The 16,393-nt window shown below is 27.1% G+C and carries 15 protein-coding genes; all 15 read right to left on the bottom strand.

The features are described 5' to 3' along the window. Positions 1-7 precede the first annotated feature (7 nt). The gene (locus MC378_RS04370) at positions 8-1,402 is read right to left on the bottom strand and encodes a CDP-glycerol glycerophosphotransferase family protein (RefSeq protein ID WP_242177505.1); all 1,395 of its coding nucleotides are present in this window, start codon (positions 1,400-1,402) and stop codon (positions 8-10) included. Between the two features lie 12 nt (positions 1,403-1,414). Further along, positions 1,415-2,290, bottom strand: a complete 876-nt coding sequence (locus MC378_RS04365; RefSeq protein ID WP_242177504.1) for an N-acetylneuraminate synthase family protein — start codon at positions 2,288-2,290, stop codon at positions 1,415-1,417. Next, positions 2,280-3,443 (bottom strand): acylneuraminate cytidylyltransferase, encoded by a 1,164-nt coding sequence (locus tag MC378_RS04360; RefSeq protein ID WP_242177503.1) that lies wholly within the window; start codon positions 3,441-3,443, stop codon positions 2,280-2,282. The genes MC378_RS04365 and MC378_RS04360 overlap by 11 nt, the downstream gene beginning before the upstream one ends. A 33-nt stretch (positions 3,444-3,476) precedes the next feature. Continuing rightward, positions 3,477-4,112 (bottom strand): class I SAM-dependent methyltransferase, encoded by a 636-nt coding sequence (locus MC378_RS04355; protein WP_242177502.1) that lies wholly within the window; start codon positions 4,110-4,112, stop codon positions 3,477-3,479. Position 4,113: 1 nt separating this feature from the next. Further along, positions 4,114-5,013: a glycosyltransferase family 2 protein gene (locus MC378_RS04350; RefSeq protein WP_242177501.1), complete on the bottom strand. Its 900-nt coding sequence runs from the start codon at positions 5,011-5,013 to the stop codon at positions 4,114-4,116. After that, positions 5,010-6,242, bottom strand: a complete 1,233-nt coding sequence (locus tag MC378_RS04345) for a UDP-glycosyltransferase (RefSeq protein ID WP_242177500.1) — start codon at positions 6,240-6,242, stop codon at positions 5,010-5,012. Before MC378_RS04345 ends, MC378_RS04350 begins: the two co-directional genes overlap by 4 nt. Continuing rightward, positions 6,239-7,147 (bottom strand): glycosyltransferase family 2 protein, encoded by a 909-nt coding sequence (locus tag MC378_RS04340; protein ID WP_242177499.1) that lies wholly within the window; start codon positions 7,145-7,147, stop codon positions 6,239-6,241. Before MC378_RS04340 ends, MC378_RS04345 begins: the two co-directional genes overlap by 4 nt. Continuing rightward, entirely contained in the window at positions 7,147-8,151 is a 1,005-nt protein-coding gene (locus MC378_RS04335; protein WP_242177498.1) for a glycosyltransferase family 2 protein, read from the bottom strand. The genes MC378_RS04340 and MC378_RS04335 overlap by 1 nt, the downstream gene beginning before the upstream one ends. Continuing rightward, on the bottom strand, positions 8,151-9,320 hold the full coding sequence (locus MC378_RS04330) for a glycosyltransferase family 4 protein (RefSeq protein ID WP_242177497.1): 1,170 nt from the start codon (positions 9,318-9,320) through the stop codon (positions 8,151-8,153). The genes MC378_RS04335 and MC378_RS04330 overlap by 1 nt, the downstream gene beginning before the upstream one ends. 8 nt (positions 9,321-9,328) lie before the next feature. Next, entirely contained in the window at positions 9,329-10,309 is a 981-nt protein-coding gene (locus MC378_RS04325) for a glycosyltransferase family 2 protein (protein ID WP_242177496.1), read from the bottom strand. Next, positions 10,300-11,331, bottom strand: a complete 1,032-nt coding sequence (locus MC378_RS04320; protein WP_242177495.1) for a glycosyltransferase family 2 protein — start codon at positions 11,329-11,331, stop codon at positions 10,300-10,302. The genes MC378_RS04325 and MC378_RS04320 overlap by 10 nt, the downstream gene beginning before the upstream one ends. Positions 11,332-11,333: 2 nt before the next feature. Further along, entirely contained in the window at positions 11,334-13,196 is a 1,863-nt protein-coding gene (locus tag MC378_RS04315) for a hypothetical protein (protein ID WP_242177494.1), read from the bottom strand. A gap of 10 nt (positions 13,197-13,206) precedes the next feature. Next, positions 13,207-14,280 (bottom strand): NAD/NADP-dependent octopine/nopaline dehydrogenase family protein, encoded by a 1,074-nt coding sequence (locus MC378_RS04310; RefSeq protein ID WP_242177493.1) that lies wholly within the window; start codon positions 14,278-14,280, stop codon positions 13,207-13,209. Between the two features lie 66 nt (positions 14,281-14,346). Continuing rightward, positions 14,347-15,147, bottom strand: coding sequence for a class I SAM-dependent methyltransferase (locus tag MC378_RS04305; RefSeq protein WP_242177492.1), 801 nt, complete (start codon positions 15,145-15,147; stop codon positions 14,347-14,349). Between the two features lie 12 nt (positions 15,148-15,159). Continuing rightward, positions 15,160-16,374, bottom strand: a complete 1,215-nt coding sequence (locus MC378_RS04300) for an ATP-grasp domain-containing protein (RefSeq protein WP_242177491.1) — start codon at positions 16,372-16,374, stop codon at positions 15,160-15,162. Between the last annotated feature and the right edge of the window lie 19 nt (positions 16,375-16,393).

Raw genomic sequence — 16,393 nt, 5'->3', positions numbered from 1 at the left:
ATGATTCTTAAATAATTTGACTCAATGAATTCACAAAACATTCTGTGGATTTTGAGGGTTCATTACCAACAATTATATGATACCACTCGGTTCCTATTTTAACATTAGATACTTTATTTAACAAGGTATTTTCAACTATTTTTTCTAAACTCTCTTTAGATTCACAAAAAATAACAGCTTCTTTTGATGGCATAGATCTAAAATGAATATAATCATAATTTTGTCCAATATCTCTAATCCCTTTTTTTAATTGAGGTTGTTCATAATTATAATACACGCAAGGTTTTTTGTGTATTACAAAATCAAAAACAGTAGAAGAACACACATTCGTTACCATTTCACTATGATGACAGATATTTGAAAGTAATTTATAATCTTCATTTTCTGGATATCTTGCTTTCGTAGTATTTCCATACTCCTTCCATATTGGATCTATAGATACAATTATGTCTTTGTTATTATTGATAATCTCATCAAATCTATTGGAAAAATCTACCGGACATCTTCTAAAAATAATTCCAATGTTGTTCCCTTTATTATTTAAACTACGTACAGCGTTTGCTAAATCTTCTAAATAATACTGATCTAATGGAGAGGTAGTTTCATCATCACCAGAATAACATATATATTTTTTATTAGTATCCAATCCATAACTCTTACAAAAGTCTGCTCTACTTTCTATTAAGTTATCATCATAATGTGGTTCAAACTGAGGAGTACCAGTAACAATCACCTGATTTTCATCAATAAACGAATAATACTTTAAAAGTTCTTCTTTCATTAAATTACTCCATACATAATAATAATCTGTTTCTAAAACCAACATGGCTTTGGGTACATTATCCCATGATTGAATAAAACACGCTGTTTTTATTCCTAGATCTTTAGCTGCTAATAAGGGTGCTAAAGCTTGTGTATTTCTTTGATTTGAACAAAAAACTAAATTAGGTTTGTAAGCTTCTAATTGAGATTTACAATCTGTATATCTTTGAGTACTTCTTTCTAATTTAACTATTTGATTTTTAACAAAATTTAACCCTTTTTTATTAGAGCAAAATGTCTCTAAAATGTTTACCATTACACTTTTTAGAGTATTCCCAAAATTATTATAAGTTAAAGGGAACTTATACATTTGATAAACATGATCCTTAAATTCTTTGGTAAATAAATTTAACTCAATTCTTTTTCTTGCTCTAGATAAAATTGAAGTTAAAGAATGTGTAGTTGCTTTTTCTATTTTAATTTCTTTACGAAACAGCTTTTCATTAATAGGAAAACATGATCCATTCCAATAAGAAACCTCAACTTCTTTTTGTTGTAATTTTTTATAAAAATCTGAATACACAAAATTTCTAAGTCCTCCACCATCAGGAAGTAAAAACAATATTTTTTTATTTGTCATATTTACAAACTACTATTTTCTGTACTTTAATTTTTTCCTTTGCTCTTCTTCAATCCCTAATATATCCGATTGCTTATAGGTTAATGCTTTATACACTGCTTGTAAATCTCTATTCAATTTACGTAGCCCCATGGGTTCTAAAGATGCTGCATGATCGGTTCCTTTCCATGTTCTATCAATAGTATAATGTCTTTCAATTACATTTGCTCCTAAAGTAAAAGCAGCAATATCTACAGCAATTCCTAAATGATGACCCGAAAACCCTATATGTTTTACTTTGTCTCCGTATTTTTCTATTAACAACTTAATATCCAACAAACAAACATCTTCAAAAGGAACAGGATAACCAGAGGTACAATTGTAAACAACTAAATCTTTGTTTCTTCCTTTTTCTTCAAAAAAACTTATCAAATCATCAATTTCTCCTTTAGTTGTCATTCCAGTAGAAATATGTATTTCTCCTTTATAATTATCTGCCAACCATCCTAACATATCATAATGATTGTTACAAGCTGAAGGAATTTTTATAAAAGCAGGATTTAAACTTGCTATTTCTTTTGCAGAAGTTGTATCCCAAACAGAAGTTGAATATTCTATGTCTATCTCCTCACAATACTCTTTTAAAATTTTGTGTTCCTCTACATTAAACTCTAAATACTCTCTATGTTCTCCATAAGTACCACCATATGAATTTGCTGGATTTGGATGTGGGGCACTATATTGTTCTTCAGTTAATAACTCTTTGTTATTTCTTTTCTGAAATTTTACAGCATCACAATTACAAAAAATCTTTGCAATTTTTATTAATTCTTTAGCTATTTCTATTTCTCCTTTATGATTACATCCTATTTCTGCAATTACATAAGGCTTTTTATAGTTAACACTCATATCTTTTATTATAATTAATTATAAACTCCGAAGCCTCTCTTATTGCTCCCTTTCCGCTTTCTTTATTTAAAGTAATATCTGCAATTGCTTTTATTTTAGTCATTGCATTGTTTGGTGTAAATGACCATCCAACGGCACACATAGGAGCCATATCATTAATATCATCTCCTATATATGCTAGGTGATTAAAATCTATATTTTGATTTAATGCTATTGATTTTAACAAGGCATATTTATCTTTAACTCCAAAATAACCTGCTTTTATTTTTAGTTTTTTCATTCGTTGTTTTACCAACTCTGAATCTTCAGAAGTCATTACAAAAACCTGTACTCCATGCTCTCTTAAAACTTCTAACCCCATACCGTCTCTCATATCAAATTCTTTAGAAAGTTCTCCATCTTTACTAAAAGTGACTGTTCCGTTAGTAAATACTCCATCAACATCCAATACTAAGTATTTTATTTGTTTGGCAGTTCTTTGGTGCTGCAACCTATTTTTTATTAATTGTTCAGCAACAATCCAATCATTCTCGGTATCAATTTCAGTTAATGTATCTTCGTTCATTTCTACCAAACCTATGTTTTGGCTTAGTCTGTTTTTAGAATTTAAAAAGGATTCTTTTTTTATTGCATATACAGCACCATTTTCTATTAATAATCCATTAAAATCTTGTCTTCTAGGTCTATTAAAAATGTCATAATTTACAGGAGTTCCATTCTCAGACCACACAAATCTATGAGTTCTAACAACAGATAAAGAACTGTTATATCCTTCAACAATAACTTTATTTAAACAAGCGTTTATGTCTTTTGAAGTTGTTAATGGAGAAGTAGCTTGCAATAAACAGAGTATATCAAAATTATGATTAATAAGGTTTGAAAACTCTAATAATGCGCTTTCTGTAGAAGCTACATCATTTGCATTTTCATTACTCCTTTTTAGTGTTTTTACTTTTGTAGACCATTGGTAATGTTTGTTTACAAAATCAATAATTTCTTCATCATCAGTAAAAACATAAATTTCATCTAAATTAGAAAAAATAGCTTCTGCTAACACCCAAGAAAACAAAGGTCTCCCTAATAATTTCTTTTTATTTTTCCCTTTTATACTTTTAGAACCTTTTCTTAACGGAATGATTGCTACTTTTTTCATTGTTTTTTTCTTTTTATATAGACAATATTAAATTTAACTTTTAACAGCAACCATTCCATAACTCATACCGAGTGCTTTAGGGTTTCGTTTTTCAATATAATTTTCTAATTGTTTTTTTACCCTTTCTTTAAATGATTTTGGTTTTACCTTTTTATATTGAGTATCTACTATCGCATATTCTTTTATTTCGAAACCTAAGTTTTCTAAATAGAACCGTACAATATGTTCCCAAGGGGTAAAAACATGATGTTCTATAAGGTGTTTTTCTTGAAATGCATAAAGAGTTCCTTTTAAAAATAAATTAAGAGTATTTTTGCTTGATTGTGGATTTGGTGTTGTCAAAATTAATACGCCTCCTTTTTCCATACTGTTATAAATATTTGTTAATCCGAGTAGAGGATTTGCTAAATGTTCTAACACTTCTAAAAAAATTACACCTCCTGCTTTTTTTGAAGTTATTGGTGCATGTTCATTTAAATCCCATATTTGTGCTTCTTCTATTTTACGAACATAATCGAAAGGTTGCCATTGAAAACCTCTAGATTTAATACTTTTTTTCATATTTCCCCATCCAGATCCAATATCACTTACTATACAATTAGGTAAGTTTTTGAAATACTTATCCATCATGCTATTTGCAAAATCTGTTCTATTTTTAAATTTTTCCATATTACTTTTCTTTTGGACTCCAATACAATTTTGTATTTGGTAATTTTTGATATTCTTTAAATTCTTGAAATGTTAATCTATTTGCATTTTTTAGCAATTTAGGAAAATTATAAACGACATCTAAAACAGCTTGAAAAATAGCGACTGTTGCTTTTACATCTCCTTTAAAAGTCTTCTTTTTTATTTGTTGCCAAAAAGTATATGCTAATCTTCTAGGTATTTCCTTTACCGGATAAAATAAAAAATACAAATACCAACCTGATCGTAAAGACCTTCTTAACCTTAAGCTATAATCTTTTTGTTTTTTTCTTAATTTTATATCTACTCTATGATGAACTAATACTTTAGGGTTGTATAAAATATTCCAACCTTTTTTAAATAGTTGAAAAGCAGCAAAATCTTCTTCTCCATAAAAAACAAACCAAGCTGGATATTGGGCTATTGATTTCCATGCTGATTTTCTCCAAACATGTCCACAACCTACAAAGCCTTTGTTCAATTCATAATCTTCAGTACTTGTAATTGAGCTCGGTTTTTCTTTATTCCAATATATTCTTAAATTCTGAACACCACAGTTTGGATAACTATTAAAACAACTCTCAATCTCTTCTAAAACATTTTCTGATAAAAACTGCGCATCATCATCTAAAGAAATAATATACAACCCTTTTGCTTTATTGTTCAATATATTTCTATTAAAAATTAAGCCTTTACTTTTTTTATTGACTATGGAGATACAATCTTTTTTTTTTAAATACTCACCTGTTCCATCTATAGAAGCATCATCACAAACTATTAACTCTACATCTTTTCTTTTTATAATAGTGCTTAAAGATGTAATGGTTTGCTGTAAATCTAGAATTCTATTTTTAGTAGTAATTACTATTGAAAACTTAATCATATAATTGACTCTATAGTTTTTTTTAAATAAATAGGACCTACATACTCTTCTAAATCTATTCTATTTAACTCTTGATTTATATTGTTTTTCCAATTATTATATAAATCTTCTAATAAACGAGTAATAGATTCTACATCATTTGCTTCTGAAATAAAAGGATAATTTTCCCCAAGTAATCTTTTAGTTTCACTGTAATAAGGACCTAATAATAAAATGGGCTTATTAGCTGCTACACAGTGAGGGAATTTACCTGGTAAAAAAGGGCTAATTTCTGATTTTGATTCTAAAATAATATTCACTGAAACAGTATTCTGGACTTGTAATGTTTCTAAAAAAGAAACATTTCCTTTACTCCAATAAACATTTTTATCTATTTGATTATTTAAGTACTCTTGGTAATAACTAGCATTTCCTAATAACAATAGTTTTGATTTTTTTTCTGCCTCAGGAAATTTTTCTAGGAACAATCTATATCCCTTAATCAACGCTTTAGGAGAACGCTGTTTCATTAAATTTCCTGCATGCAAAATATTAAATTTTGAAGTGTCTAAATAATTAGGTAATTCAAAAACTTCATTATTATTACTATCTAAGTTTTGATGTGGTATAATAATTCCTGTTTTTAAAAAATTAGGGAAATAACTCCCCATCCATTCTTTTAATAACAAACTTGGAAAAGCACTATACTTGGCACTTTCAGAAACTTTTCTGAAAAAATCTTCTTTAAATTGATATCCTGCTTCTACCCAATTATAAGGTCTTGGATAATAATGAAAAGGATACGGATCGTGTATATAAGCTAGCCATCTATTATGTAAACTAGGGAAACTTAACATGGCATGATGTGGTCTAAAGCTAGCTCCTTTACTTAAAGTAATTACTAAATCTTCGTTATTATAATACTTTTTAACTGCTTTAGCAATGCTTTTAGAATCGTTAAAAAATGTAAAGGAATGTCCAAATACATTTTCTAAATATTTAGATACATTTATTTTGGTGAGTCTTTGAAAAACTCTTTGTGTTCTACTTAACACATAGTTTAAAGAGAATTTAACTTCAGGAATAATAATACAATCCACTCCATCTAACTGAATCTCTTTTCTAGTATAATGTAATACCTTTAGTTGATATCCTATTTTAACTAAATTTAAAATTAAAGCAACATTTACCTTAGAAGCACTACTATCTTCAATATCTATAGATTCTGATATGATTAATATACTTTTCAAAATTGTTTTAAAAATTTATATAAGTTAAATCTTAATGGATACATCCAAAAATAAACTTTGTCCATAAAACTTTGTTCTAATAATTTAGAAATAATCATTTTTGATTTTAAAGTATACGTTTTATGAAAAAAATATTTCTTTAGCTTATTTGTCATTAAATTAAAAACCATTAAATTTTCACAAACTAATTGTTGAGCTTTAATATATGAAGCCAATCTTATTGGGTTATTATTCCAAAACTCTCCTGTATTAGAATTTTGATGTTTTCTATTAAAATACAATGCGTTTTTTATAATAGAACCTCTTAAATTATTTAATATTAAAAGTCTAGAATAACACTCCCATTCTTCAGCATACATTAATTCTTCGTTAAACAAATTTTTCTCAAATAATGCTGTTTTCCACATTACAGTACAAGATGCCAATGGTAATTTCCCTAAAATTACCTTTTCATATATATTTTCTTCTAATTGTCTTGCCTCAATATTTAAAATTGGTTTTAATAAGTCTTTATTAAAATCTCCTTCAAAAGATTGTTTTTTGTAATGGACAAAACTTATGTCTTTATTTTTAAAACTAGCTACACATATTTCTATTAATTGTGGATGTATAATATCATCATCATCAAAAAACACAAGAAACTCTCCTTTTGCTTTTTTAATTCCAATATTTCTGCTTGCAGGTAAACCTTGACAAATTGTTTCTGGTTTTACGATTAAAATAAATCGATTATCATTAACTACTTGTTTTTTTACTAATTGAACAGTATGATCAGATGAATTATCATCTATAATAATACATTCCCAATTTGTATATGTTTGTGCAATTATAGAATCTAAAGTCTCGCTTATTAAATGAGCTCTGTTATAGGTTGTCAATATAATTGTTATTAATGGGCTATACATTATTTATTTAAAATATTATGTGTTAAAACCTTTAAACTTGTCTTATAATCATTAAGAGTCATTACGTTTCTAAATAATAAAATCATGATAAAAAAAGAGTATACTCCTTGATTTTTTGACTCTTGTCTAACTCCTTTTATATATTTATTTTTTAAACAAAAAAGATGTTTTTTATAAGAATCTCTAAAATGTTTTTTATAAAAAAACTGAATCTCTTTTCTATTTTTAATTATTTTTTTATAAAAAACTATATTTTTCTTTTGTAGCTCAATAATCATTTCTCTTAATACAATTGGGTAATTGTATTTTTCAAAAATATCTAAATACATTTTTAGTTTATTTTTTTCAAATATTATTGATTTTTCAGAATTATTATCATTTATTTCATTAGTCAAACTATCTTGATGAATTCTATATTTATAAACTACTTCATTTATATGATAAAACTTAAATTCCATAAAGCCTCTTAACCAAAAATCATAATCTTCAACCATAAATAAAGATTCATTGTAGCCTTTGTTTTCTACATAGACCTTTTTAGAATACATAAAACATGCTCCAACTACATTTCTCCAAATCAGTTCTTCTGGTTGTTCTAATTTAAATACTCTTAATTCTTTACCTTCATCATTTATTTGTATAAAATCAGCATAAACAAAATCTACTTTTTGGTCAACAATACAATTGAACATTAACTCAATTGCATTGGGTAAATACAAATTGTCATCACTTGTCCATGTAAAAAAATCTCCTACAGCAGTTTTATGCCCTATATTTAAACTTGCAGGTAATTTTTTATTAGCTGTATTATTAATAATCTTAATTCTATTATCTTTTTTTTGATATTTTTCAGCTATAGCCAAAGAAGTATCAGTAGAACAATCGTTTACAATAATTAATTCTATATTTTTATATGTCTGATTTAAACAACTTTCTATTGATTGACTCAAATATTTTTCTCCGTTGTAAACTGGAAGAATTATAGATATAATAGGATTATTCATTAAATATATTTCGATATAATATTTTCTAATTTTTGCACATAAGAGGGTAGATTAAACTTTTTAATTCTTTGTAAATTTAAAGCACTTTCCGTTTCCCTTTTTTCTTTATTGTTTATGAGCTTCTTCAGCTTTTCCTCTAGAACATTTTGATCATTAGTAATTAAATATTCACTATCTTCTAATAATTGCTTACATCCTGGATGGTTAGACACAATAGAAGGTATTCCATAAGCCATATATTCCATCACAGAGTTAGGCATTCCTTCTATTTGAGAAACTAAAACAGCTATATCTAATATATTTAACACAGCAATAACTTCTATATTTGATAATATAGTTACAGATTCTTCTAAATTATTTTTTTTGACTCTATTTATTAAATTTTCATAGATGTTTAAAGAAGCTAAATCATTTTCTTTATTCCCTAATAATATTAAATGAATCTTTACATTCGTATTTTTTTCTATATTAATAAAAGCATCAAATAATAAATCAAAATACTTATCTTTTCTATAATGTGCAATCATTCCTATTATAATTGCATCTTCTGGTACATTTAATTTTGTACGTATTTTTTGCTTGTTTAATTTAACAATATCTAGTGTTAAATATTGAGGTAACAAATGAAATTTAGATTTTGGTATTGGTAACTCTTTTTCAAAAATGTCATAACAATTAGGTGCATTACCAATTACACATGGTATATTTTTTCTTACAATTTCTTCAATCCAATCTTTTTTAATAATATCTAAACCTAGTTGATGCCAAAATGTAAATTTTACTGATGGAATCATTTTATAAATAAAATAAGCCAATTTAGAAGTGTGATTTAAATAAGGAATTACTAATGAATACTTATAAGGTTTTAGTCCCTTACGAACTTTATTAAGATATTTATAATTCCAACGAATTCTCTTGATATTTTTTAATGTCCACTCTTTTGGTAAATACAAATAAGGATTTGCAAAATGATGTGTATTTCTTATACCAGATGCTATGGAGAAATCTTTAAACTCATTAGTTTGAAAATCTGAATGCATTAAAAACAAATCAACATTGCATCCTCTTTCTTCTGTTAAATACTTAGCCAAACCTAAAGCTTGTCTTTGAGCTCCGCCTAAAGCTCCATAATGCAATATGATTAAAATATTGGTGTTTTGCAATTTCATCCTATCCTCTATAACTTTATTTTTTTTCGTACTACAAATAAAAATTCTCTGAGAGGCAGGATAAATAAAGCCTTCAACCTCCATTTCTTATCTATCTTTTCTCTACCTCCTACAAAATAAATATTATAAACTAATTTTCTTATTATTTCATTAATAATTTCTTTTAAAAATTTAGAATCATAGCAATTATTGTTTTTTAATATAATATTGGTCCATTTAAGAAATTGATATAATTCTGCAACACTAATATAATTATTAGTATACATCACTTTAGTTACCAAAGCATCCGTAAATATTTTTTGATTGTAATTAATTTTTTTAAATAAATTTAACTTGATAATAATATCGTTCTCTAATTGAGTTTGTTTAAACTGAGAGGAAACCTGTTTGTCATGAACCCTATAGTAATAAAGTATTTCTTGTAAATTATGAAGTCTACAACTCCATACAGTCCTTGCCCAAAAATCATAGTCTTCAGCATGCCACATTTTTTTGCCAAAAGAAAAACCTTCATAAGACTTACGCCTTAACATTGTAGCTCCCAAACTCATAGGATTACTTAATAGCATATAAGACTTAATTTCTTTGTGAAACTCTTTATGCTTAATAATAACCTTACTTGCACTAAAGGCTTGTAACCAACATCCACATGCATCAATGTCCGTATTTAATTCTAAAAAATTAATTTGTTTTTCAAACCTATTCAAAACATTGATATCATCCCCATCAACTCTTGCTATATATTTTCCTTTAGCAACTTTAAAGCCTATATTTAGACTATCTATTAAACCTTTATTTTCTTCTTTTTCATAAATCTTAATTCTGTCATCCTTATAGTTTCTGATAACATCCAAAGTGTTGTCCGTAGAGCAATCATCAATTACTATAATTTCAAAATCTTGTATGGTTTGGTTTAATATAGAATCCATACATTCTTTTATGTACTTTTCTACATTATAAACAGGTAAGACAACAGTGATTAGTGCCATAATTTTCTTATTTGCCTTATATAATACTTAATGTAAAAAAATAATGCCCCAATACCATTAATTTTTATATCAAAAAATAAATATTTAAAAACAGATTTAAAATTTCTCTGAGCAATTAAATCCAATATATAAGTATTCATTACCTTAGTAACAGTTGCTTTTTGATTTGAATTATATTTTTTGGGAGATAACTCTAAATACTCATATATTTTTATCAATTGATTAGCTTCATGTTCATGATGTTTTACTTTAGAGTTTGATAACATTAAACCATTATTATGAATTCTATAACAAGCAAAAACCTCATTACTTCTATAAGCTAAGCAACCATCATTTTTAAGTATTATTGTATATAATGCCCAATCACCATATAAAATATTTTTATACTCCTTTGGATAATCAAATTTTACATTTCTAAACATTACTGTTAAAGTTGATAAATTATTTTGAGTATAAAAATTTTTTAAAGTTAAAACTCTTTCTTCTTTTTCTGATCTACATAATATTTCCTTATTATTATCTTCATCTTGAAAATAAAAACTAGCATTTGCTGAGTGTATAACATACTCCTCATTTGCTTCCAAAAAATCTACTTGCTTTTGCAACTTTAATGGATCTATCCAATAATCATCGCCTTCGCACATGGCTATGTATTTCCCCCTTGCAGACATCCTGTTCCAAAGACCATTAAATCTACATATAAATTTACCGTTCTCAAAATACTGAGACGTTTTTCTATCTCGTAAAAACAATCTTATTTTATTAGGGTATTTTTCTGCATATTTAATACATATTTCTCGAGTACGATCATCTGATTGATCTTCTCCAATTATTATTTCAAAAGTAAAATTAGTAACTTGTTTTAGTATACTATCTAAACATTCTTCAATAAAATTTTCATGATTGTATGTTGGTACTGAAATTGAAACTAATGGAATATGTTTATTAATTTCCTTGTTTTTCCCTAAATATTCATTTTTTTCTTCAATTAAAAATAATCTATTTAACTCTTTTTGAATCATATTTATTTATTTTCTAAAAAAATATTACTAATTCTTTTTACTGGATCAATCGGCTTTCCTTGATCATCTAAAACATGAATACCTCCATTATATAACCCTGTTTTCCATTTAATAGCATCCTTAAACTCTTCTTTTCCTTCCCATAAATACGGAACTGCAAAAACACCCTTTTTAAAAATTTCATATAATCCTTGTGCAGAATAAGGATTCATAACATTTTCCTCAATAATAGCTCTAATCTTCTTAACTGACTGATATAAATCTTCTGTTCTAGTATTTACATCTTTATTATTAATCATATTATCTATATGTCCAGCTTTTTTAAGTTTCCTATATTCTTTTAATGCTAATGTTGTTATTTGAATACTTTCATTAATTATTTTTGGCGTTGCTAATTCTACTGCTTCACAATAACTTACAACATGAATAATGTCAGGACTTTTAGGGTTTTCTGGTTCTATATCGTCCATCATTGCCGTTACTGATGCTAATTGCATTCTTGCTTTTTCTAGATCTGGTGAAAAATAATCTAAACCTGCCCTGGGCTGAAGAAATACAGTAAAATTTTTATCCTCTAATTCCCTTACTAATTTTAACAAAGCTCTTGCTTTGGCTAAATCCTGTATACCTAATGTATATTTAGGGGTATTAAGCATAATTTGTAAAACAAAATACTTAATCCCATGCTTTTTAGCAGTAATTGCTGCTAAATAAGCAGAGAGAATATATGTGTAATCATCTCCTCCTCTAAATGAAAAATGATGTGGAATGTTTGGTTCAAATGGTTTATTATATAGTGCTATAATTTTAAGAGTTTCTATATGATTAATTAAATTAGTAAGTACATTATGTGGACCTCTACCATCTATTTTATTAAACCACCAAAAAGATAATGCGTGCCACGATATATTTATTGTGCGCTCATAAATTTTGGCCATTTTTTGTGTTTCACGTGTACCTGAATATGTTCTAACTAACATTGGTCTTGAAGCTTCCCATATTTTGTATAAATCTTCTTCTGAATTAATGGGAACTCCTCCACCATTGGGCTTGTCTTTCCAATCGGTACCAAAATCAGACTGACTTAATTGAGATGAACCAACTGACACTATATCTAAGAATTTTGTTTCAGATAATGTTTTTAACCAATTATGAAACTCTTTCTTTACCTCTTCATAGTTTGAGTTATAAGGACCTACATGAACTCTCATTAAAGGAAGATTACTTTCTTTCTTATTATAAGTAATTTTCTCAACTAAAGTGTCTTTAAAGCTACCGTAAGATGGATACTGAATTCTTTTTGGTGGAGTAACAAAATTATATTTCCGAGATAATATTAAATCTTGTGAAAAATCCATCCTTGCATCATCATATTTTGAACCTTTCATTAATTCAGTAGGGATTTTATTCTCAGGTACATTAAACTTCTTTAACGTTTCTAATTGTGTTTCATCCCCTATAAAAACAGATACCTTATTATTATATTCCTGTTTAATTTTTTTACAAGCTTCAGGAAGACCTGCAAAATGAACAGATTTGATTGGACCACCAAGTTCAGCTAATAAAAGTTTATCTTTCAAAAAATAATATACTTTCCCGAAATTAGTTTGAGCATCTTTAGGATCTAATCTATAACTAAATCCTAAAATTGTTATATTATTCTTGAAAATCCACTTCTCAAGAAGACTTAAATTATGTATGTCTGATATATCTGCTACAGCTTTGGCAATTATTGCATTTCCTATAACAACTTTGTAACCGCAGTCTTCTATAATTTTCCCAAATGTAGAAATACCCAGTGTATGGATATCATTCTCCGGTCTTATTAATCCAAAAACATCATTATCTTCTATATAATATTCCATATAACTATTGTTAAAGTGAATTTATAAATTGTTCTTTACTTAAATGATCAATACCCAGATTTTTTAAGGTACGTCCATTAGTCTTAAAATCAACTTTTAATAAAGATTCCATTATATTAAAAACAGCAGTTAATAAAGGCACTTCAACTTTTGCTAATTTAGCTAACTCCATAAATGGTAAAATTCCAGTAGGAAGATCTTCAGTTACCAATCTCGTTTCAAGCTTATCTGGTGCAGTAATTAAAAAGTACGCAGGATTATTTTTCATCTTATCACACAGGGTATCTCCTTGAATATTTGAATATGAAAATGAGACCCAATCACTAACAGAAATCAAGTCTAATCCAAAAGATTTTCCTATTAACAATCTTTCTTTATCTAGTTTCATTAAAAAATCAGCAATTGTAGGTGTCATATCATTATAAAAATAAAACATGTCTCCTCTTTCTATCGAAGCTGCATTAAACATTACAACTGAAGGATGAAAAATAGCTCCAATATTTTCTAAACTTGTTTCTAAAACACTTTTTGCTTTAATAAAACAATTATAAATTTGATTTATAATATTCAAAACATAATCTGTATCAGTTGAAGGATACGCAGCCAAAGGAACTTTATTCTTTACACCAATTATTCTAACCTTTCCTTTCCCTTCAGCTCTACAAGCATAAATTAAACTTTGAGCCTCGGCAATATAAACTCGTTTATTTGAATAATTTTCTACCTCATTTCTAAACTCTAAAGCTCCTAAAGTTCTTCCTGGGTTTAATAAAATTATTTGATTTTCTTTTAAGTATGGAGCTATGTTTTTAGCTACTTCTTTATGAGCAGAGGCTACAGTTGTTACCATTATAATATCTGCATCATCAATAGCATCTTGGTAATTATTAGTTACTTTCTTTACTTTTCCATCACCTTGTATAAAACCACTTAGAGTTATTTTCTTAGTAGTAATAATGTCTGTGAACTGATCAGTATTTCTATTAAATAAAGTTATATCATATCCCAATTTTCCAAAATGACCCGCCATAGCTTGTCCTCCATTACCAGCTCCTAAAATTGTAATTGAATATTTTTTTGACATTATAAATTTATTTACTAAAAGTAAAATACTACTATTTTAAACTTGATAATTACCTTTCAAATTATTTTAATCATTAACTTTTCTAAAAATAAAAAATGTATTCCCATAAGTACTGTTATCATCTTTACGAACTTTTCTAAATGATAAAGCAACCATAATAGAACTCATTATCCTATAAATATAATACCTATTTGCACGAATACTTTTTTCACTATAATCTTTTCCTTTGACAAAAATACGCTTGAAAACAGGAGCGATATATCTTTCAAATAATTTATGAATTGAATAGGTTATTAAAGAACTCTCTTCAACTGTAAAGCCACATTCCTTTGCAATTTCGGAATACTCATTTGATGTTCTTCGACACCAAAAATCTCCTTGCTGACGAAGTGGACCTGTTTGTTCAAATATTATGAAATAACCATCATCGCTAAGTTTATTATGAATATTTTTAAATAGAGCAAGGATAACATCATCATTTAAAACATGAGCAAAAACTGCTATTGAATATACTAAGTCTAAATTATTCCATTCATTATTTATACCATTTGAAGAAACCTCTAATAAAGCCTCAGGGCAATTTTTCTTAGCCTGTTCTATCATTGATTTTGAAATGTCAATACCATACCATTTTTTTGGTAAATCAGTAAACGAAAAATACTTAAGATACTGACCATCACCACACCCAAAATCACAAACATTAACTACTTCTTTATTCTTAATTAACTTGCTTAGTTTTTCACGTACAATTTTCCTTCTACTATAATAATATGGAACTGCTGTTATTGTATAAAAAACTTCTTTTTTATAGGTGTATGAAATCTCTCCTCTTTCTTCCCAATAATCTTTATTTTGTTTTTTTTTCATTTAAACAAAACTTTATATAATTCTCAAGTTTATTCCATCTTCTCCCAAAATTTCAATTTCTTTTTTGGCAGTTTCAAATTTATGTTGATAAACAAGATTGTCGTTATCAGCAATCAAATAACCTGCTGGACGGTCTGAACTACTAATATTATTAGTTATTTCTGTTCCACAGTTTTTATATAAATAAAAATCTTCTATTATTTTTTTTTCTAATAACAACTCAACCCCAATAACTTTATTAAAAACACCCTTTTTTGTATATATATAATTGACTGAAGCATTTTTAAATAATAGCATGTTGTTTTTTGGTCTAATTGTTTTTCTTTCAATAGTTGCTAAAAAACAATCTAAAACATTATAATCTCTTATCTTTTTAATAAAATGATGTTTTGAACCTCCTCCAATTCGAGAACTAAATTCAATAACAAACACCCCATCATCATTAATTATTAATTGTATCAAAAGAAGTACATTTTTTAAATCAAAAGCTTGTGATATTTTTATTGCAATTTGCTCTATTACAGATTTGTGTTCATTATGAATTTCTGAATTAAATAAACTTTGAACTATTGTAAAATTATTATGATTTTTTTCAAACTTCACATTTTCTGAAATCATCAATGCTTCAGCTTTACCATCACTAATTAAAACGTCAGCACTATATTCTTTTCCGGCTATAAATTCTTCTACAATAATTTTTTTATCACGACTAATTTGCATAGCTTCTTTCATGGAAGCTTTAAGCTCATTTTCTGATTTCACTTTAATCACCCCTTTTGAACTATTAGCATCTGACGGCTTAACAACTAAAGGGTATGATATTTCAAGTTCACTACTCTGAATGTCATCAACTATTTGAAATTTAGCGGTAGGAACTCCATACTCTTTAAAGACCTCTTTCATAAAAGTCTTATTCGTTAAACTCAAAGCTTTATCATAAGTTAAATGACAAGGTAAACCCATCTGCTCGCAAACATATGCCATAGTAAGTAAAGCTTGGTCTATACAGGCAGCAATTACAAACGATACTTTATTTTTTATAGCAATTTCTAATACAGCTTCTTTATTTAAAGTACTTTCTTGTATATATTCATCTGCAAAACATTTAGCAGAAGGATTAGCTGTATAATCAACTAACAATACATGAAATTTTTTATTTTTTAATATTTTTATCAAGTCAATATGATCTTGTGTTCCCCCTAAAACTATGACTTTTTCTTTCTTCATACGATAACATAATTATTCT

The organism is Polaribacter marinus (assembly GCF_022662535.1).
Lineage (GTDB): Bacteria > Bacteroidota > Bacteroidia > Flavobacteriales > Flavobacteriaceae > Polaribacter > Polaribacter marinus.
The sequence above is the reverse complement of the archived record's forward strand: the minus strand, read 5'-3'. Positions and strand labels throughout refer to the sequence as shown.

Coding starts and splice junctions, on each gene's coding strand:
- MC378_RS04370 (WP_242177505.1), bottom strand. CDS start 1,402: ATGACAAATAAAAAAATATTGTTTTTACTTCCTGATGGTGGAGGACTT.
- MC378_RS04365 (WP_242177504.1), bottom strand. CDS start 2,290: ATGAGTGTTAACTATAAAAAGCCTTATGTAATTGCAGAAATAGGATGT.
- MC378_RS04360 (WP_242177503.1), bottom strand. CDS start 3,443: ATGAAAAAAGTAGCAATCATTCCGTTAAGAAAAGGTTCTAAAAGTATA.
- MC378_RS04355 (WP_242177502.1), bottom strand. CDS start 4,112: ATGGAAAAATTTAAAAATAGAACAGATTTTGCAAATAGCATGATGGAT.
- MC378_RS04350 (WP_242177501.1), bottom strand. CDS start 5,013: ATGATTAAGTTTTCAATAGTAATTACTACTAAAAATAGAATTCTAGAT.
- MC378_RS04340 (WP_242177499.1), bottom strand. CDS start 7,147: ATGTATAGCCCATTAATAACAATTATATTGACAACCTATAACAGAGCT.
- MC378_RS04335 (WP_242177498.1), bottom strand. CDS start 8,151: ATGAATAATCCTATTATATCTATAATTCTTCCAGTTTACAACGGAGAA.
- MC378_RS04330 (WP_242177497.1), bottom strand. CDS start 9,320: ATGAAATTGCAAAACACCAATATTTTAATCATATTGCATTATGGAGCT.
- MC378_RS04325 (WP_242177496.1), bottom strand. CDS start 10,309: ATGGCACTAATCACTGTTGTCTTACCTGTTTATAATGTAGAAAAGTAC.
- MC378_RS04320 (WP_242177495.1), bottom strand. CDS start 11,331: ATGATTCAAAAAGAGTTAAATAGATTATTTTTAATTGAAGAAAAAAAT.
- MC378_RS04315 (WP_242177494.1), bottom strand. CDS start 13,196: ATGGAATATTATATAGAAGATAATGATGTTTTTGGATTAATAAGACCG.
- MC378_RS04310 (WP_242177493.1), bottom strand. CDS start 14,280: ATGTCAAAAAAATATTCAATTACAATTTTAGGAGCTGGTAATGGAGGA.
- MC378_RS04305 (WP_242177492.1), bottom strand. CDS start 15,147: ATGAAAAAAAAACAAAATAAAGATTATTGGGAAGAAAGAGGAGAGATT.
- MC378_RS04300 (WP_242177491.1), bottom strand. CDS start 16,374: ATGAAGAAAGAAAAAGTCATAGTTTTAGGGGGAACACAAGATCATATT.